Source organism: Burkholderia sp. FW306-1C-G01B, assembly GCF_058781685.1.
The window spans coordinates 281,007-298,209 of record NZ_JBYSWZ010000007.1 but is presented as its reverse complement, the minus strand read 5'-3'; the positions used below and the strand labels follow the sequence as shown (position 1 = coordinate 298,209).

The 17,203-nt window shown below is 67.6% G+C and carries 16 protein-coding genes; 4 read left to right on the top strand and 12 right to left on the bottom strand.

Annotation, left to right across the window (positions count from 1 at the left end):
* Window positions 1-360: 360 nt before the first annotated feature.
* The 3 genes from slmA to argB are packed head-to-tail and all read right to left on the bottom strand — an operon-like array spanning window position 361 to window position 2,680.
* Window positions 361-1,026, bottom strand: coding sequence for a nucleoid occlusion factor SlmA (slmA, locus tag AC3WLY_RS16565; RefSeq protein WP_175963301.1), 666 nt, complete (start codon window positions 1,024-1,026; stop codon window positions 361-363).
* Window positions 993-1,784 carry a pyrimidine 5'-nucleotidase gene (locus AC3WLY_RS16560; RefSeq protein ID WP_492310083.1) on the bottom strand — a complete coding sequence of 264 codons (792 nt, stop codon included), beginning with the start codon at window positions 1,782-1,784 and terminating at the stop codon, window positions 993-995. Before AC3WLY_RS16560 ends, slmA begins: the two co-directional genes overlap by 34 nt.
* Complete coding sequence (gene argB / locus AC3WLY_RS16555) at window positions 1,781-2,680, bottom strand: acetylglutamate kinase (protein WP_006754950.1); 900 nt, start codon at window positions 2,678-2,680, stop codon at window positions 1,781-1,783. The genes AC3WLY_RS16560 and argB overlap by 4 nt, the downstream gene beginning before the upstream one ends.
* Window positions 2,681-2,974: 294 nt before the next feature.
* On the opposite strand from argB, the gene AC3WLY_RS16550 reads away from it, so the two are divergent.
* The 3 genes from AC3WLY_RS16550 (at window position 2,975) to AC3WLY_RS16540 (ending at window position 5,265) form a co-directional block, all read left to right on the top strand.
* Window positions 2,975-3,199 (top strand): cysteine-rich CWC family protein, encoded by a 225-nt coding sequence (locus tag AC3WLY_RS16550; RefSeq protein WP_175963303.1) that lies wholly within the window; start codon window positions 2,975-2,977, stop codon window positions 3,197-3,199.
* A gap of 91 nt (window positions 3,200-3,290) precedes the next feature.
* Window positions 3,291-4,709, top strand: coding sequence for an ATP-binding protein (locus tag AC3WLY_RS16545; RefSeq protein WP_175963304.1), 1,419 nt, complete (start codon window positions 3,291-3,293; stop codon window positions 4,707-4,709).
* 13 nt (window positions 4,710-4,722) lie between these two features.
* The gene (locus tag AC3WLY_RS16540) at window positions 4,723-5,265 is read left to right on the top strand and encodes a response regulator transcription factor (RefSeq protein ID WP_011546464.1); all 543 of its coding nucleotides are present in this window, start codon (window positions 4,723-4,725) and stop codon (window positions 5,263-5,265) included.
* A gap of 172 nt (window positions 5,266-5,437) precedes the next feature.
* Here AC3WLY_RS16540 and AC3WLY_RS16535 read toward each other — a convergent pair whose 3' ends face one another.
* Window positions 5,438-6,556, bottom strand: a complete 1,119-nt coding sequence (locus tag AC3WLY_RS16535) for a helix-turn-helix transcriptional regulator (RefSeq protein ID WP_492310094.1) — start codon at window positions 6,554-6,556, stop codon at window positions 5,438-5,440.
* A 251-nt stretch (window positions 6,557-6,807) separates the two neighbouring features.
* Here AC3WLY_RS16535 and AC3WLY_RS16530 point away from each other — a divergent pair, with 251 nt between their 5' ends.
* Window positions 6,808-8,880 (top strand): hypothetical protein, encoded by a 2,073-nt coding sequence (locus tag AC3WLY_RS16530; RefSeq protein WP_492310084.1) that lies wholly within the window; start codon window positions 6,808-6,810, stop codon window positions 8,878-8,880.
* Between the two features lie 93 nt (window positions 8,881-8,973).
* Here the strand turns inward: AC3WLY_RS16530 and hslU are convergent, their stop codons facing one another.
* The 8 genes from hslU to dapF all read right to left on the bottom strand — a co-directional run bounded on the left by hslU (window position 8,974) and on the right by dapF (window position 17,153).
* Complete coding sequence (gene hslU, locus AC3WLY_RS16525) at window positions 8,974-10,317, bottom strand: ATP-dependent protease ATPase subunit HslU (RefSeq protein WP_175963306.1); 1,344 nt, start codon at window positions 10,315-10,317, stop codon at window positions 8,974-8,976.
* A 10-nt stretch (window positions 10,318-10,327) separates the two neighbouring features.
* Window positions 10,328-10,864 (bottom strand): ATP-dependent protease subunit HslV, encoded by a 537-nt coding sequence (hslV, locus tag AC3WLY_RS16520; protein WP_057924603.1) that lies wholly within the window; start codon window positions 10,862-10,864, stop codon window positions 10,328-10,330.
* Between the two features lie 235 nt (window positions 10,865-11,099).
* Entirely contained in the window at window positions 11,100-11,516 is a 417-nt protein-coding gene (dksA, locus tag AC3WLY_RS16515) for an RNA polymerase-binding protein DksA (protein ID WP_006477498.1), read from the bottom strand.
* Between the two features lie 508 nt (window positions 11,517-12,024).
* Window positions 12,025-13,104, bottom strand: coding sequence for a CobW family GTP-binding protein (locus AC3WLY_RS16510; protein WP_034179458.1), 1,080 nt, complete (start codon window positions 13,102-13,104; stop codon window positions 12,025-12,027).
* A 193-nt stretch (window positions 13,105-13,297) separates the two neighbouring features.
* A complete protein-coding gene (locus AC3WLY_RS16505; RefSeq protein WP_174421409.1) occupies window positions 13,298-14,512 on the bottom strand; it encodes a class I SAM-dependent rRNA methyltransferase in 1,215 nt (404 codons plus the stop codon).
* Window positions 14,513-14,588: 76 nt separating this feature from the next.
* Window positions 14,589-15,509, bottom strand: a complete 921-nt coding sequence (gene xerC, locus AC3WLY_RS16500) for a tyrosine recombinase XerC (RefSeq protein ID WP_492310085.1) — start codon at window positions 15,507-15,509, stop codon at window positions 14,589-14,591.
* An 11-nt stretch (window positions 15,510-15,520) separates the two neighbouring features.
* Window positions 15,521-16,246: a DUF484 family protein gene (locus AC3WLY_RS16495; RefSeq protein ID WP_310135693.1), complete on the bottom strand. Its 726-nt coding sequence runs from the start codon at window positions 16,244-16,246 to the stop codon at window positions 15,521-15,523.
* Window positions 16,247-16,283: 37 nt separating this feature from the next.
* Window positions 16,284-17,153, bottom strand: coding sequence for a diaminopimelate epimerase (dapF, locus tag AC3WLY_RS16490; protein ID WP_175963308.1), 870 nt, complete (start codon window positions 17,151-17,153; stop codon window positions 16,284-16,286).
* Window positions 17,154-17,203 lie beyond the last annotated feature (50 nt).

Sequence of the window (17,203 nt, the reverse complement as noted above, 5' to 3'; positions counted from 1 at the left end):
GCCTTATGACTGGGCGGCTAAATGGTGTCGGCGAGGCGCGGAGTCGGAGATGCGCGGCTGACGACCTCTTTAGCCGCATTTGTAGTGAACCGCCGGGGCAAAGACAAAATCAAGGCCCGGCCGGTTCGCGCGCCCGCAATCGAGTCAGCAAATCGGCGCGCTTCCGACCTGCCGCCAAGGGGGCGGCAGGTCGGCAAAGTATAGCGGAAATCCGTAGGGCACGGATTTCACGACGCAGCCATCGGTTTTCAGGCGCGAATCGTCGAGTGTCGCGGTGGAGGCGCCCGGCACGAGGGGCGACACGCAGTCGCCAGTCGTGCCGGAGCCGCGAGAGGGGTTGTGCTGTCGGCAACGCTTCGCTTACTGCAAAATCAGCCGCAAATGCGCGTCGGCCTGCTCGCCGGGCGATTTCTGGAACCCGCCTTTCGCGAAGCGGTGCCACCTGCCGATCACGTAGCTGACGAGCAGGCTCGCCCGTGCAGCCGGATCGTAATCGGCCGGCAGCGCGAACGGCGCCGCGCCGTCCGGCGGCGCATTTGCTTCCGTGCGCGCAACCCGCAGGCATTGCTTGACGGTCGCTTCGATGCGGTCGAGCAACTGGTTCACGCGCTCGGTGAGCCGCTCGTCCTCGCCGACCAGCGCCTCGCCCGTCAGCACGCGCGTCATCCCCGGGTTCTTCGCGGCGAAATTGAGCATCGTCAGCGCGATCGTGCGCGCCTGCAGCACGCCGTTCGGCTCCTTCGCGACGATCTGGTTGACGAGGCCGAACAGCGACTGCTCGATGAACTCGATCAGCCCTTCGTACATCTTCGCCTTGCTCGGGAAGTGGCGGTACAGCGCGGCTTCCGACACGTCGAGCCGGGCCGCGAGCGCGGCCGTCGTGATCTTCTCGCGCTTCGGTGCCTCGAGCATCGTCGCGAGCGTCTGCAGGATCATCACGCGGCGCTCGCCCGGCTTCGGGCGCGGGCGGGAGGGTGTGGCCTGGCCTTCCGTTACGGCTTGGTCCTGCGGGTAAGTCGGCTGCATTTCTGTCGCCCCGATCGTGTGCCCAGTCGCAGCGATTTTAACGAACGAATCCGCTGGTCGACGTAATGCGGGCGGCCGGTGCCCGGCAAATGGCCGGGCAGGTGGCCGGTGATCCATACCGTGCCGATGCCGAGACGCTTGTAGCGCTTCAGGTGGTCGCGCGTATCCTCGACGAGGATCGCATCCGAAAAGCGCGCATGCGCGGCGCGCAGCGTCCGGCGCAGCATCGTGTGGTCGGGCTTCGCGCGCCACGTGCGGCGGTCGCGCATGTGCTCGATCGCGATCACGCGCTCGAACAGCCGTTCGATGCGCAGTTCGCGCAGCACCGCGCGCGCGTAGTTCTCCGGCGCGTTGGTCAGCACGAGCTTGCGGCCCGGCAGCGCGGCGATGATGTGTGCGAGGCCGCGCTCGGCGCGCACCATCGCGGGGAGATCGGAAAACGTGTGAACCGCGCGCAGGAAGTCGTGCGGATCGATCGGGTGATGGCGCGTGAGGCCGAGGAGCGCGGCGCCGTAGCGCTGCGTATAGCCGGTGCGCAAGCGGTCGGCTTCGGCGCGCTCGACCTTGAGCGCATCGATGATGTATTGCGTCATCGCACGGTTGATCTCGGGAAAGATCGCGTGCGATGCGTGGTGCAGCGTGTTGTCGAGATCGAACAGCCAGACGGGCGCACCGGCGCGCGGCCGGCTGCGCGAGATGCGCCGGCGCCGCAGCGGGGCCGGCAGGTCGGGGCTGGCGGTCTTGCGGCGCGTGCTCAATGCGAGCGGATCATCGTGCCGAACGGCTGCTCGGTCAGGATTTCCAGCAGCACCGAGTGCTCGATCCGGCCGTCGACGATGTGCACCGACTTCACGCCGCTCTTCGCCGCATCGAGCGCCGACGAGATCTTCGGCAGCATGCCGCCGGAGATCGTGCCGTCCTCGAACAGCGCGTCGATCTCGCGCGCGGACAAATCGGTCAGCAGGTTGCCGTCCTTGTCCATCACGCCCGGGATGTTGGTCATCATCAGCAGCTTCTCGGCGTTCAGCACCGTGGCGAGCTTGCCCGCGACGAGGTCTGCGTTGATGTTGTACGACAGGCCGTCTTCGCCGAAGCCGATCGGCGAGATCACCGGGATGAACGCGTCGTCCTGCAGCGCCTTCACGACTGCCGGGTTGATCGCCTCGACTTCGCCGACCTGGCCGATGTCGATGTACTGGCCCGGGTTGTCGCGGTCCGGCATCAGCAGCTTGCGTGCGTGGATCAGGCCGCCGTCCTTGCCCGTCAGGCCCACCGCGTGGCCGCCGAAGTGGTTGATCAGCGTCACGATGTCCTGCTGCACTTCGCCGCCCAGCACCCATTCGACGACTTCCATCGTCTCTTCGTCGGTCACGCGCATGCCCTGGATGAAGGTGCCGGCCTTGCCGATCTTTTTCAGCGCCTGGTCGATCTGCGGACCGCCGCCGTGGACGATCACCGGATTGATGCCGACCAGTTTCAGCAGGATCACGTCGCGCGCGAAGCCTTGCTTGAGCCGCTCTTCCGTCATCGCGTTGCCGCCGTATTTGATGACCACGGTCTTGCCGTGGTAGCGGCGGATGTACGGCAGCGCCTCGGCGAGGATTTCTGCTTTCAGCGTGGGGGCGATCTGCGAGAGGTCGATGGGCTCGGACATGGCGGCGGCTCAGGCTGGGAACGGTTGAAACACGGCGAATTGTACAGGAGTGGCGCAGCGCAGCATCGTGTTTTTGGGTGGGCCGGAGCGCTGGCGGCGCGGCTCGGACACCGCACGCGGCGGCCCGCCGGCTATGGCGTTGCGCGATGCGGGCGACGGTGCGCGGGCGGCGGCGGTGGGCAGGTTCGCGTGTGCTCGCGACGAACCTCGGCCGGGCGGCCGGCGCGCAAAATCCGTGCGCCGCGCTATGCTTGTCGCGTGGGGCGACTTCACGCCCGTTTCCGCGATTGCGCCATGACCGATTCCGCCGCCGACGCCCGTTCCGCCCCGCGCCGCGCGCGCTGCCCGCACTGCGGGCGCGGCTTCGATTGCGGCGCGCACACGCAGCCGTTCGACTGCTGGTGCGCGTCGATGCCGGCGCTGCCCGGCGGCACGCAGCCCGCGGCCGGCATGCGCTGCCGGTGCCCCGAGTGCCTGGCCGACGAGATCGCGCGGCGCATGGCCGGCGCGGCCGGCTGACGGCGCCGGCCGGGCACGCGGTGCGCTCCGTGCCCCCGCTTCGATCCGGCCCCGCTGGAGGCGCCGCCCGCTAAACGGGTAAACTGCCCGGATGCAACGAATCACCACCACCGGGCGCGTCAACCTCAGTCACCTGTTCTGGCTCCGCAATCTCGCGATCGTCGGCCAGCTCGTGACGATCGGCGTCGTGCAGACCTATTTCGGCGTGCATCTGCCGCTGCCGGCGATGCTGATGGTCATCGCGCTCGAAATCGTTTTCAACGCGCTGACGTGGGTGCGCGTGCTGCGCGCGCGGCCGGAAACCAATTTCGAGCTGCTCGGCCAGCTGTGGGTCGACCTCGGCGCGCTGTCCGCGCTGCTGTTCCTGTCGGGCGGCACGACCAACCCGTTCGTGTCGCTGTACCTGCCGTCGCTCGCGATCGCGGCGGCCGTGCTGCCGTGGCACCTGATGATCTGGCTCGCGGCGTTCGCGGTCGCGTGCTATGCGGCGCTCGGCTTCGATTCGGTGCCGCTCAACATGGACAATCCCGCGAACCTGTTCGACTACTACCGCACCGGGATGTGGGCGAACTTCATGGTCAGCGTCGGGCTGATCGCGTGGTTCGTCGCGCGCATGTCGAATGCGCTGCGCCAGCGCGATGCGGCGCTCGGCGAAGCGCAGCAGCACCTGCTGCGCGACGAGCGTGCGGTCGCACTCGGCGTGCAGGCCGCCACCGTCGCGCACGAGATGGGCACGCCGCTGTCGACGATCGCGATGCTCGCCGAGGAATTGCGCGACGCGGCGCGCGCCGATCCGGGGCTGGCCCGCTACGAGGCCGACCTGAAGGTGCTCGAGGAACAGATGACGCTCTGCACGTCGGCGCTCGCGCGCCTGCGCAGCCGCGCGAGCGCGCCCGCGAGCCGCCAGCCGGTGGACGACTGGCTCGACACGTTCGTCGAACACTGGCGCCTGCGGCATCCGCACGTGCAGTTCGAGCTGCTCGGCGCGCGTCCGGCGGGCGTCGCGCTCGACGACACGGTCGCGGCCGGCCAGATCCTGACGATCCTGCTCGACAACGCCGCGCGCGCGAGCCCGCAGCGTGTGACGCTGGCCGCGAAGGTCGCGCACGACCGCGCGGCCGACGAGATCGAATTCGAGGTATGCGACGACGGGCCCGGCATTCCGGCCGCGCTGCGCGAATCGCTCGGCGCGATGCCGGTCGACAGCACGCAGGGCGGGCATGGAGTCGGCCTGTATCTCGCGTTCAGTGCGGCCGTGCGGCTCGGCGGCGCGATCGAATTGTCCGATGTCACGCCGCGCGCGGCGGGCGGCAACGGGCGGGCCGGCGGTGCGGCGAACGGCCAGGCTGCGGCTGCATCGGGCCAACGCGCGGGCGAACGCATGGCCGAACGAACGGCCGGCACGCCGGACAGCCGCGCGGCCGGCGCAACCGCCGGGCGCGGTACGCGGGCCGTGCTGCGCCTGCCGGTCGTGCGCGTCGCGGCGCCGGCGGCCTCAACCAACACGTAGACGGAGAAACCACATGAGCGAGAACAATTTCCTGGTGATCGACGACAACGAGGTGTTCGCGGGCACGCTCGCGCGCGGCCTCGAGCGCCGCGGTTACGCGGTTCAGCAGGCGCACGACAAGGAGACGGCGCTCAGGCTCGCCGCGGGCGGCAAGTTCCAGTTCATCACCGTCGACCTGCATCTCGGCGAGGATTCGGGCCTGAGCCTGATCGCGCCGCTGTGCGACCTGCAGCCCGATGCGCGGATTCTGGTGCTGACCGGCTACGCGAGCATCGCGACCGCCGTGCAGGCCGTGAAGGAAGGCGCCGACAACTATCTCGCGAAGCCCGCGAACGTCGAGTCGATCCTGGCCGCGTTGCAGACCAACGCGACCGAAGTGCAGGCCGACGAGGCGCTCGAGAATCCGGTCGTGCTGTCGGTCGACCGGCTCGAATGGGAGCACATCCAGCGCGTGCTCGCGGAGAACAACAACAACATCTCGGCGACCGCGCGCGCGCTGAACATGCACCGCCGCACGCTGCAGCGCAAGCTCGCGAAGAAGCCGGTGCGGCAGTAAGTCCGGCGCGCGCGGTTTCGCGCGGCAAGCCGTTCGCGCGAGGGCGCCGGCGTCGGGCCGCGCGCCGGCTGCCGCAGCCGTCGCCTCGGACGCATGCGGTTGCGGTTCGCTGCGAGGATCGCCGCGGGAGCGCACCGGCGGCCGGGTGCGCGACACCTGCCGATTCGTTGCGTCAGTTTTCGCGTGGGCGCCGCGGAAGTACCCACAGCATTCTTCCCACCGCCTCGGCCTGGTTTCGCGAATGCGTTTTTTCGTAGATCGCGCGCAACTGGGTGCGGATGGTGGCGAGCGACACCCGGGCGCTCGCCGCGCATTCCTCGGGCGTTTTGCCGCCGATCAACGCCTCCGCAACGGCGGCTTCGGCACTCGACAGGCCGAACGCCTGCCGCAGTTGTTGCGCGACGACGAGCGGCGCGGCGCTTCGCTGTCTGGCCGTCACGAGCATCGTCGCGCCGCCGAACGCGGCATGGAGCGCCGGCCCGGCCAGCGCGGCGATGCCGAGAAAGATTTCGTGGGCGCCGTCCAGCGAGCCCGCCAGCGCGAGGCTCTCGCCGTTGCGGGTCTTCGCGACGCGTGCCAGCGCGGCCTTCAATGCATCGTTGTGCGGCGCGCTCGCGGCACTCAGGTGTCCATGCTCGAGCTTGAGACAGGTCGTCGCGCGCAACATCGACTCCGCTGCCCGATTGACGAAGACGACACGCGCATGCCGGTCCAGCGCGAACACGGCCAGACCCAGCTCTTCCATCAGTTCGGCGCCGAGCGCGGCGTCGCGGTGCAGCACGTTCGCATCCTGCCAGAGGTTGATCGCGCGTTGCAGATGTCCGGCCATGCCCGACAGCGCCGCGCGTTCCTCGGGCGAGTAAGGCGGGCGGCCGCAAGCCCTCAGCAACCCGAGCAGGATGTCGTCGCCGCCCGGGCGCGCCAGGCGGACGCCCATCAGATAACGAATGCCTGACGGAATCTGGTAGTCCTGGAAGAATTCGCTGCGCGCGACATCCTGCTCGGTGAGGTGATCCTGACAGCAGACGAATTGCCCGAGCGGTGCCTGCTCGACAAAGCTGCGGCGCGGATCGAGTGCGCCGTAGTACTGGTCGTAGAGCGCGACGACACTTTCCAGTTCCGCGCGCGGGGAGTAGATCGAGAACTGCGGCGCATTGCGCGCGGAGTCCCAGCTGAACATGTGAAAAACGTTTGCGCCGAGTGATTCGGATATCTGATGAAAGACTTCGAGAAAGCTGTCCGGGCGCAGCGCGGCCTCATAGAGGTCGCCGATGAGGTGGTCTCTTTGCATTGTTCTTCCCCGCTCCCGTTGGCTCGCGTGGAAATCGCGGCGCATCGGTCTTTGGTCTGATGATTTGCTTCGAACCCCGAATGTTCGGTCAGGCTATCACAGGTCCTTTGCGAACAGGGGTATGCGCGATCGCGATTTTCATCTACCTGGATGATGATCCGGAAAATCGGTTTTGCGAGAATCCCCGCCATTCAGCGTGCGTGCGCGACGCGTATGTCACGCAATAACCAGAAGGTCCTCGGGGAAAAGCAATGAAACGCACACCTGTCGTACTCGGTATTGCCGCACTGGTCCTGACTGCTTGCGGGGGCGGCAGCGATTCGTCGTCCGGCGGCTCGCCGCCGCCGGCCGCGCAGACGGTCAGCGGCGTCGCGGCGGCGGGTGCCGCGATGCAGGGGGCGACCGTCACGCTCGTCGACGCGACGGGCAAATCGGCCGACTGTCCGGCCGACGCGACCACCGGTGCGTTCCATTGCACGGTGACCGGCATGACCGCGCCCTTCGCGCTGTCGGCCGTCGGCAATGTCGCCGATTCGCAGGCGACGCTGATCTCGCTCAGCGCCACCGCGGGCACGCAGACGATCAACATCACGCCGCTCACGAATGCGATCGCCGCCACGATCGTCGGCGACAATCCCACGAAATTGCTGGGCAACACCGGACTGTTGCAGAGCAAGGTGACGGCGCAGGCCGTCGCCGGCACCGTGCAGGCCTACTCCGCCGCGCTGGCCGACGTGCTGGCCGCGACCGGCAACACCGGCGCCGACCTGATCGCCGGGCCGCTGACCGCCGGCGCGCCCGGGCTCGACCGGCTGCTCGACCAGTTGAAGGTCAACGTGCTGCCGGACGGCGGCGTGCAGATCAGCTCGGTGGCGGGCACTTCGAGCGATACGCCCGCGCAGCTTCAGCTCGCGCCCGGCGTCGCACCGCAAGCCGGCGACAAGGCCAGCCTGCCGGTCGTCGCGACCATCAACGGCGTGCCGCTGTCGAGCCTGCCGAGCGCCAGCGATCTCGCGTCGCTGCAGGCCGCGTTCAACCAATGCTTCGCCGGCACTACCGCCGTCGCGCGTCTCGGCGGCGGCGTGCCGGCCTGCAGCCGGCTCGTCGTCGACGACGTCGCGTCCGGCGCGTTGAACGCCGGCGTGCCCGCGGCCTACCTCAACAACGGGATGTCGTCGCAACAGGAGTTCGGCACGGCGCCGGGCATCGTGGCCGACGATGCGATGAACAACGCGAGCTTCAGCCTGCCGGAAGTGATTCGTGTGGTGGCCGGCGACACGATGTGGGTCAAGCTGTCGTGGACGCGCGCGGACGGCATTCGCGACGGCATGCAGCAGCATGTGCAGCTGGCGGTGAAGGAGGGCGCCCGAACGAGCGGCGACGCCGGCTGGCGCGTGATCGGCAACCGGCGCGCGGTGCTGAGCAAGGTGAATGCGAACGCGCAGAAGTGGGACTGGCTGAATCCGGCCAATCCGTCGACCGGCACCAACGCGTTCGTCGACTCGCTGAACCTGCAGGTCGGAATCGTCGATGCTGATGGCAAGGCCGTGGATTTCGCGATCGTCAAGGGCCCGGGCTTGCGCAACGGCGTGTTCCTGCAGCCGTCGAGCGGCACGTGCGACACGCTCAATATCCGCGCGCAGATCGCCAGCGGGCAGACGCCGGCCCAGCTCGCCGCGCTCGCGAAGGGCAGCCAATGCCGCAACAACTATCGGCTGGCCGGCGTCGCGCAGGACCCGGCGAACCAGGGTGTGTTCACGTGGCCGGGCGACGCGCCGCGCAACAACACCGCGTGGTCGAAGCCGCAATTGAGCGCAGCGGAGCTGGCCGACATCAAGCCGTTCAGCGCCTATACGATCGACCTCTACCAGAACGGCAGCACGGCCGCGCCGGCAAAGAGCTATACGGTCCGGCTGCGTACTCCGTCGCCGTTGCCCGACGCGCTGCGCCAGTATCAGTGGCACGACCCCGCGCAGTCGACGCGCGACATGCTGACGCCGGGCACGGCCGGCACGTTCGCGGGCGGCGCGACCTTCCCGCTCGGCTGGACCTCGAAAGCGGGGCTGCCGTTCGTCAAGCGCGGCAACGTGCAGATTCGCGCGACACCGGCGGGGCAGGCGTCGGCGGTCTTCGTCAACGGGACCGCGCGCGCCACGCCCGCGCAGCCGGGCACCGCCGTGACACTCAACGTGCCGGGCGATCAGGGTGTGGCGTTTCCGTCGGTGGCCGGCTGGACGGGCAGCACCGATTTTTCGTTCGCGAGTCTGAGCTGGTCGGATCCGTTCGACATGCAATTTACGGTGTCGGTCGAGTACGACCGCTGACGGGCCGGCGTCGGCGGGCCGCCACGCCCGCTCCAAAAAAAACGGGCGACTCCACTGGAGCCGCCCGTTTTTCGTCGGATGCCGGGTGCCGCGTTACAGCACGTAGCGCGACAGATCCTCGTCCTGCGCCACTTCGCCGAGCGCGCGGTCGACATACGTCGCGTCGATCGTCACGCGCTCGCCGGCGTGATTGCCGGCCGAGAACGACACTTCCTCGAGCAGTTTCTCGATCACCGTGTACAGCCGGCGCGCGCCGATGTTCTCAGTCTTCTCGTTGACCGAATACGCGATCTCCGCGAGGCGGCGGATGCCGTCCCGGGCAAATTCGAGCTGCACGTCTTCGGTCGCGAGCAGCGCCTGGTACTGCTTGACGAGGCTCGCGTCGGTTGCATCGAGGATCGCCTCGAAGTCCTCCACCGACAGCGATTCGAGCTCGACGCGGATCGGGAAGCGGCCCTGCAGTTCCGGAATCAGGTCGCTCGGCTTCGCGAGGTGGAACGCGCCGCTCGCGATGAACAGGATGTGATCGGTCTTCACCATCCCGTACTTCGTGTTGATCGTCGTGCCTTCGACGAGCGGCAGCAGGTCGCGCTGCACGCCCTGGCGCGACACTTCGCCGCCGCTGCCTTCATTGTTGCGCGACGTGATCTTGTCGATCTCGTCGAGGAACACGATGCCGTTCTGCTCGACGTTCTGCACGGCCTTCGTCTTCACTTCCTCGTCGTTGAGCATCTTCGCCGCTTCCTCGTCGGTCAGCAGCTTCAGCGCTTCCTTGATCTTCACCTTGCGGCGCTGTTTCTTGCCGCTGCCGAGGTTCGAGAACATCGAGCGGATCTGCTCGGTCATCTCTTCCATCCCGGGCGGCGCCATGATGTCCATGCCGACCGACGGCTGCTCGAGGTCGAGCTCGACTTCCTTGTCGTCGAGCTGGCCTTCGCGCAGGCGCTTGCGGAACGTCTGGCGCGTCGTGTTGTTGTCGTCGTTCGCGTGCTCGGCATTGCCGCCGAAGCCCACCGCGCGCGGTTGCGGCAGCAGGATGTCGAGGATGCGGTCTTCCGCCTGGTCGGTCGCCTTGCTGCGCACCTTGCGCATCTCGGATTCGCGCGTCTGCTTGACCGAGATCTCGATCAGGTCGCGCACGATGCTGTCGACGTCGCGGCCGACGTAGCCGACTTCGGTGAACTTGGTCGCTTCGATCTTGATGAACGGCGCATCGGCGAGCTTCGCGAGGCGGCGCGCGATTTCGGTCTTGCCGACGCCCGTCGGCCCGATCATCAGGATGTTCTTCGGCGTGATTTCCGTGCGCAGCGGATCGGCGACCTGCTGGCGGCGCCAGCGGTTGCGCAGCGCGACCGCGACGGCCTTCTTCGCCTTGTTCTGGCCGATGATGTGCTTGTCGAGTTCCGAGACGATCTCGGCAGGGGTCATGGTGCTCATGGGGCGGTCCTTACTCGATCGTTTCGATGATGCGGTTGTGGTTCGTGTAGATGCACATGTCGCCGGCGATCGCGAGCGACTTCTCGACGATCTCGCGCGGCGACAGCTCGGTGTTCTCGGCGAGCGCGCGGGCCGCGGCCTGCGCGTACGCGCCGCCCGAGCCGATCGCGCAGATGCCGCCTTCGGGGTCGAGCACGTCGCCGTTGCCGGTGATCACGAGCGTGGTGGTCGCATCGGCCGTGATCAGCATCGCCTCGAGGCGGCGCAGCATCCGGTCGGTGCGCCAGTCCTTCGCGAGCTCGACGGCCGCACGGGTCAGGTTGCCCTGGTGCTTCTCGAGCTTCGCCTCGAAGCGGTCGAGCAGCGAGAACGCATCGGCGGTGCCGCCCGCGAATCCGACCAGAACCTGGTTGTTGTAGATCCGCCGCACTTTCCGCGCGCCACCCTTCATGACGATGTTGCCGAGGGTTACCTGGCCGTCGCCGCCAAGCGCGACCTTGTCGCCGCGCCGGACCGAAACGATGGTCGTGCCGTGAAATTGCTCCATCTGCGTTCCTTGAGAAAAACGGGGAAGAGTCGGGCGGCGCGAGGCGCCGCCGCGTGAATCGCAGTGCGCCGGGGAGCGACCCGGCGCGCGTCCGTTTCATTTTAGGGCGGGCGCGGCGATATCAAGAGGCGGGAGGCAAATCGACCGGTGGGGAAACCGGTGCAGGAAAAACAAAAAGCGCGCGGCAGGCCGCGCGCTTTCGGGAAGCAGCGTGTCGGAGCGGAACGCCGCTCGATCAGTCGCCGAACAGCTTCTGGCGCAACTCGCGGCGCTCCTGCGCCTCGAGCGACAGCGTGGCCGTCGGACGCGCGAGCAGGCGCGGAATGCCGATCGGCTCGCCGGTTTCCTCGCACCAGCCGTAATCGCCGGAATCGATGCGGGCGAGCGACTGCTGAACCTTCTTGAGGAGCTTGCGTTCGCGATCGCGCGTGCGCAACTCGAGCGCGTGCTCTTCCTCGATCGTCGCGCGATCGGCGGGATCGGGGACGATCACCGTCTCGCGCAGGTTCTCGGTCGTCTGGCCTGCATTCTTGAGGATGTCCGCCTGCAACTGTTCGAGCCGATTTTTGAAGAAGGCGAGCTGATCCTCATTCATGTAATCCTTGTCGCTCATCTTCAGGATTTCGGCTTCGGTCAAGAGTTTCTTCGTCATCTGCTTGCTTCTTCAATGTGCGGCAAATCAACAGATATTGCCTGCACTTTGGGATTACCCGCAACCGCGTTTGCATTCATTTGCGATTTGCCGCCGCGGGGCCGAAAGCCTCTGGAAAAACCGGTTCTCAAATACCAGGATAGGCCTGGCGCGGATTTGCGCGCGCGGCGAACCGGTGTGCTGCGCGGCAGATCGCATCGGCCGCGGCCGGGTGGCGGATTGGCGATCCGGCGCGGTTGCGATGCCCGGAAAACTGGTTCAGCAAGAACCGGGCCTGTTTGTTGCCGTACTCCAGCGGGCACGTATTGTAACTGAATCGCAAGCGGGCGCCGTATCGGGTCGATCCCCGTCGGCTGCGCCAATATCTAGAAAATATAACGCGCAAATCGCGAAAAAGCGATGACGGCGAAACCCTGCCCGTACGCCGCCGCCGGGGCCGCCGCGAAAGCGGCGGCGCGGGCGGGGCGCAAAGGGGCAAAAAGGGCCGCAAACGCGCCGCCCGCGCGCGTCAGGCGAGGCAGGCGTCGAGGCCGTCGGTGATCAGGTCCTGCGGCAGGTCGACGCCGATGAAGACCATCTTGTTGGTCTTCTTTTCGGCCGGCAGCCACTTGGCGGCGAGGTCGCTGCCCATCATCTGGTGCACGCCCTGGAACACGACCTTGCGGTCGACGCCCTTCATGAACAGCACGCCCTTGTAGCGCAGCATCCGCTCGCCGTAGATCTGCAGGATGCCGCCGAGGAAGTCTTCCAGCTTGTTCGGGTCGAACGGGCGGTCGTTGCGGTACACGAACGACTTGATCTTGTCGTCGTGGTGCGCGTGGTGGTGATGGTGATGGCCGTGGTCGTGATCGTGCGCGCATTGACCGTGATCGTGGTCGCAATCGGCGTGATCGTGATCATGGTCGTGATCGTGGTGGTGGTGCGCGTGATCGTCCTCGGCGAGGAAGTCGGGGTCGATCTCGAGCTTCGCGTTCAGGTTGAAGCCGCGCAGGTCGAAGATTTCCTTGATGTCGGCTTCGCCGAAATTCACGACCTTGATCGCGGCCCTCGGGTTCATGTGCATCAGGCGGTGCTTGAGATCGGCGACGGTCTGGTCGTCGACGAGGTCCGACTTCGTGATGAACAGGCGGTCGGCGAAACCGACCTGGCGCTGCACGACTTCGTGTTCGTCGAGCTGTGCGTCCGCGTGCTTCGCGTCGACGAGCGTGATGACCGCGTCGAGCAGGAAGTCGTCGGCGATTTCGCTGTCGATGAAGAAGGTTTGCGCGACGGGGCCCGGGTTCGCGAGGCCGGTCGTCTCGATCACGATGCGGTCGAAGTCGAGCTTGCCTTCGCGCTTCTTCGCGGCCAGATCGCCGAGCGCGCGTGCGAGGTCGCCGCGGATCGTGCAGCAGATGCAGCCGTTGCTCATCTGGATGATCTGCTCGTTCGAATCCTGCACGAGGATTTCGTTGTCGATGTTCTCTTCGCCGAACTCGTTCTCGATCACGGCGATCTTCATGCCGTGCTGTTCGTTCAGGATGCGCTTGAGCAGCGTCGTCTTGCCGCTGCCGAGAAAGCCGGTGAGGATGGTGACGGGAGTGGCCATGTCGGTCGCCTGTGGTTCGTGAATCGGGGTCAAAACCAGGATGTGCGTCGCGCCCTCGCGCTGCGAGCCGGGGCGCACAACCATCCATTGAAACATACCTGTCAAGCCCCCGCCCGTCGTCCGGACGACAGGCGAAAGCGCTGGCCCGCCAGGCGGGGCCGGCGGACCAGGGTGTCCGCCAAGATCGGGGCGATCAGACGATTTGCAACAGCAGGCCCTTCAGATATTCGCCTTCCGGGAACGCGGCGAGCAGCGGGTGATCGACGCCCGCGCCGAGCCGCTTCAGGATGCGTGCGTCGACCTTCGCGTCGGCTGCCGCGCCCGCGACGATCTTCTGGAACAGGTCCATGTCGATCGCGCCCGAGCACGAGTACGTGAACAGCAGGCCGCCCGGGCGCAGCAGCTTGAAGCCGCTCAGGTTGATGTCCTTGTACGCGCGCGCCGCGCGATCGACGCTGTCTCGGGTCGGCGCGAACTTCGGCGGATCGAGCACGATCAGGTCGAAACGCTCGCCTTCGTCGACGAGGCGGCGCAGCGTCTTGAATGCGTCGGCGTCCAGCCAGGTCGCGCGTTCGGCATCGAAGCCGTTGGCGACGACGTTCTGCTGCGCGAGCGCGAGCGCATCGCCCGACGAGTCGATCGACACGACGCGTTTTGCGCCGCCCTTGAGCGCCGCGAGCGAGAAGCCGCCCGTGTAGCAGAAGCAGTTCAGCACGTCGCGGTCGGCCGCGTACTGCGCGACGAGCGCGCGGTTGTCGCGCTGGTCGACGTAGAAGCCCGTCTTGTGGCCGTTCGGCACGTCGACGTGATAGCGCACGCCGTTTTCGTTCGCGATCAGCGTCGCGGGCGGCGCATCGCCGGCCAGCACGCCGGTCGTCTGTTCGAGCCCTTCCTTGTCGCGGATCGACACGTCCGAGCGCTCGTACACGTTCGGGCAGCCCGTCGCACCGGTGAGCGCCGCGACGATCGCGTCCTTCCATGCTTCGACGCCCGCGGCCATGAACTGGCAGACGAGCTGGCCGCGCGGCGCCGCGCCGGCTTCCGCGGTGTCCGCCACGTAGTAGTCGACGATCAGCCCCGGCAGCCCGTCGGCCTCGCCGAACACAAGCCGCACCGCGCCGGTGCCGGACACCATCGTCGTGCGGTGCGCGACCGCGCGCTGCACGCGGCGCTTGAAGAACGCGTGGTCGATCGGCTCGTTCTCGTCGAAGCTCCACACGCGCACGCGGATCTGCGACTGCGGGCTGTACGCGCCGCGCGCGAGGAAGCGGCCGTCGTGCGTGCGCACGATCACGGTTGCACCGGGCGCGGGCTTGCCGTCGACGCGGTCGATCGCATTGGCGTAGATCCAGGGATGGCGGCGCAGCAGCGATTTTTCCTTGGACGGCTTGAGTGTGACGGTTTGCATGATGGGATCGAAATGGGCCGCGCCCGAAGCCGACCGTTGCCGGTCGCCGCGCGCGGTGGGTAACACGGGACGCGCGTCAGTCGCGCTTCTTCGCGCGCGGATGCGCGCTGTCGTAAATCTTCGCGAGATGCTGGAAGTCGAGCGACGTATAGACCTGCGTCGCGGCGACGCTCGCGTGGCCGAGCAGTTCCTGCACCGCGCGCAGGTCGCCGCTCGACTGCAGCACGTGCGTCGCGAACGAGTGGCGCAGCACGTGCGGATGGACGTTGGCGGGAATGCCGGCGGCGAGCGCCGCGCGCTTCACGCGCTCGCGCACGACGCCGGGCGACATCCGGTTGCCGCGCACGGACACGAACAGCGGATGCGGGTCGTGCTTCACGAATTCGCCGCGCACCGCAAGCCATGCATTCAGCGCATCGATCGCCTTGCGGCCGACCGGCACCTTGCGCTCCTTGTTGCCCTTGCCGCGCACGGTGACCTCGGCTTCGGCGAGATCGAGCCAGCCGGCCGAGCGGTAGCCGTCGACCTGCGTGTACATCACGTCGAGCCCGATCAGCTCGGCCAGGCGCAGCCCGGACGAATAGAACAGCTCGAGGATCGCGTGATCGCGGATGCTCTCGGTCGTGCCGGCGAGCGGTGCGTCCATCAGCGCCGACGCGTCGTCGACCGACAGCGCCTTCGGCAGCGTTTTCGGGCGCTTCGGCGCGCGCACCGCGGCAACCGGGTTCGCGGGCATCTCGATGCGCTGCGCGAGCCAGCGGTAGAACGCGCGCCATGCCGAAAGGCGGTGCGAGATCGAGCGCGCGGACAGCCCGCCCGCATGCGCGCGCGCGACCGCGCCGCGCATGTCGACGGCCGTCAGCGTGTCGAGCGGCCGGCCGGCCGCGAGCTTCTTCAGTTCGTCGAGTTCGTGCGTGTACGCGCGCAGCGTATGTTCCGACAGCTGCCTGACGTGCTTCAGGTTCGACAGGTAGGCGGCGACCGGATCGTCTGTCATCGCGTGCGCGGTCAGTGCGGCAGCAGGCGCGTGAGCGCCGCGCTCGCGAGCGTCGCGATCTGCGCGAGGAAGTCGGTGGCCATCCCGTCGTGGAAGCGGCGCGGATCGGGCGAGCCGAGCACCAGCAGGCCGAACGCGGGCGCGTCGGCGCCGGCGAGCGGCGCGCGCAGTGCGAGCAGTGCGACCGATGCGGCCGAGCCGTCGCCGGCCGGCGCGGCTTCAGCGCCTTCCGCCGCATTCGCGGCCGAGGCGGCTACCGCGGGCGCGAGCCACTGCGCGGCCTCGAAGCCCGTGTTTGCGCCGCAGTACGGCGTCGACAGGCCGTTCGTGAACAGCCGCACTTCCTCGCCGACCTGGCGCGCGAAGTCGGCCTGCGCGTAGGTGTCGGCGACGTCCCACACGCGCAGCGCGGTTTGCGGCACGTCGAACACGTCGGCGATGCCGTCGGCGATCGTGCGCGGCAGCGCGTACGGATCGCGTTCCGCGATCACGCGTGCGGTCCAGCGGCTGAACTTCGCGGACAGGCTGTCGTTCTCGTGGCCATAGCGCACGAGTTCGGCGAGGCGGCGCTCGAGATGCTTGTTCTTGTCGCGCAGCATCTCCATCTGCCGCTCCTGCAGCGAGATCGCGGCCTTGCCGTGCGGGTTCGCGAGACGGATCGTCGCGAGCAGTTCGGCGTGCTGCGCGAAGAATTCGGGATTGGCGAGCAGGTAGTCGGCGACTTCGCGATCGTTCATGTGGCTGGAGCGTTCAATTATCAAGGACGTTGCAGGGTCAGGCGTTCAGGTCGATCTCGCCTTCGAACACGGTCGTGGCGGGCCCGGCCATCATCAGCGCGGCGGTTTCGTCGCGCGCGCCGTCCCAGGCGATGGTCAGCGTGCCGCCGTGCGTGTGCACGGTCACCGGCGAATCGAGCAGGCCGCGCCGGATGCCGGCCGCGACCGCCGCGCACGCACCCGTGCCGCACGCGAGCGTCTCGCCCGCGCCGCGCTCGTACACGCGCAGCTTCACTTCATTGCGCGACACGATCTGCATGAAGCCGGCGTTCACGCGCTGCGGGAAGCGCGCGTGGCGCTCGATCAGCGGGCCTTCTTCCAGCACGGGATACGCTTCGACATCGTCGACGACCTGCACCGCATGCGGATTGCCCATCGACACCGTCGAAATCCAGCGCGTCGCGCCGCCGACGTCGAGCGGCCACAGCGTGTCGCGGCCTTCGGTGCGGCCGTCGAGGCCCGACGCATCGTACGGCACCTGTGCCGGCGCGAACACGGGCGCACCCATGTCGACGACGACTTCGCCGTTGTCCTGCAGCGTCAGCGTGATCAAGCCCTTCATGACCTGCACGCGCACGCTGCGCTGGTCGGTCAGGCCGCGGTCGCTGACGAACTTCACGAAGCAGCGCGCGCCGTTGCCGCAGTGTTCGACTTCGCCGCCGTCGCAGTTGAAGATCCGGTACTTGAAATCCGCGCCTTCGACGGTCGGTTTTTCGACGAGCAGCAACTGATCGGCGCCGATGCCGAAGTGCCGGTTGGCGAGCGCGCGCACCTGCGCTTCGGTGAGCGGCGGCAACGCGCGCGAATAGCCGTCGAGCACGACGAAGTCGTTGCCCGCGCCGTGCATCTTGGTGAACGAGAGTTTCACTGGGTCCGGGATTCCATGGCGAACAAGGCGGCCAGCACGACGCGAACGGC

Coding starts and splice junctions, on each gene's coding strand:
- slmA (WP_175963301.1), bottom strand. CDS start 1,026: ATGCAGCCGACTTACCCGCAGGACCAAGCCGTAACGGAAGGCCAGGCC.
- argB (WP_006754950.1), bottom strand. CDS start 2,680: ATGTCCGAGCCCATCGACCTCTCGCAGATCGCCCCCACGCTGAAAGCA.
- AC3WLY_RS16550 (WP_175963303.1), top strand. CDS start 2,975: ATGACCGATTCCGCCGCCGACGCCCGTTCCGCCCCGCGCCGCGCGCGC.
- AC3WLY_RS16545 (WP_175963304.1), top strand. CDS start 3,291: ATGCAACGAATCACCACCACCGGGCGCGTCAACCTCAGTCACCTGTTC.
- AC3WLY_RS16540 (WP_011546464.1), top strand. CDS start 4,723: ATGAGCGAGAACAATTTCCTGGTGATCGACGACAACGAGGTGTTCGCG.
- AC3WLY_RS16535 (WP_492310094.1), bottom strand. CDS start 6,556: ATGCAAAGAGACCACCTCATCGGCGACCTCTATGAGGCCGCGCTGCGC.
- AC3WLY_RS16530 (WP_492310084.1), top strand. CDS start 6,808: ATGAAACGCACACCTGTCGTACTCGGTATTGCCGCACTGGTCCTGACT.
- hslU (WP_175963306.1), bottom strand. CDS start 10,317: ATGAGCACCATGACCCCTGCCGAGATCGTCTCGGAACTCGACAAGCAC.
- hslV (WP_057924603.1), bottom strand. CDS start 10,864: ATGGAGCAATTTCACGGCACGACCATCGTTTCGGTCCGGCGCGGCGAC.
- dksA (WP_006477498.1), bottom strand. CDS start 11,516: ATGACGAAGAAACTCTTGACCGAAGCCGAAATCCTGAAGATGAGCGAC.
- AC3WLY_RS16510 (WP_034179458.1), bottom strand. CDS start 13,104: ATGGCCACTCCCGTCACCATCCTCACCGGCTTTCTCGGCAGCGGCAAG.
- AC3WLY_RS16505 (WP_174421409.1), bottom strand. CDS start 14,512: ATGCAAACCGTCACACTCAAGCCGTCCAAGGAAAAATCGCTGCTGCGC.
- xerC (WP_492310085.1), bottom strand. CDS start 15,509: ATGACAGACGATCCGGTCGCCGCCTACCTGTCGAACCTGAAGCACGTC.
- AC3WLY_RS16495 (WP_310135693.1), bottom strand. CDS start 16,246: ATGAACGATCGCGAAGTCGCCGACTACCTGCTCGCCAATCCCGAATTC.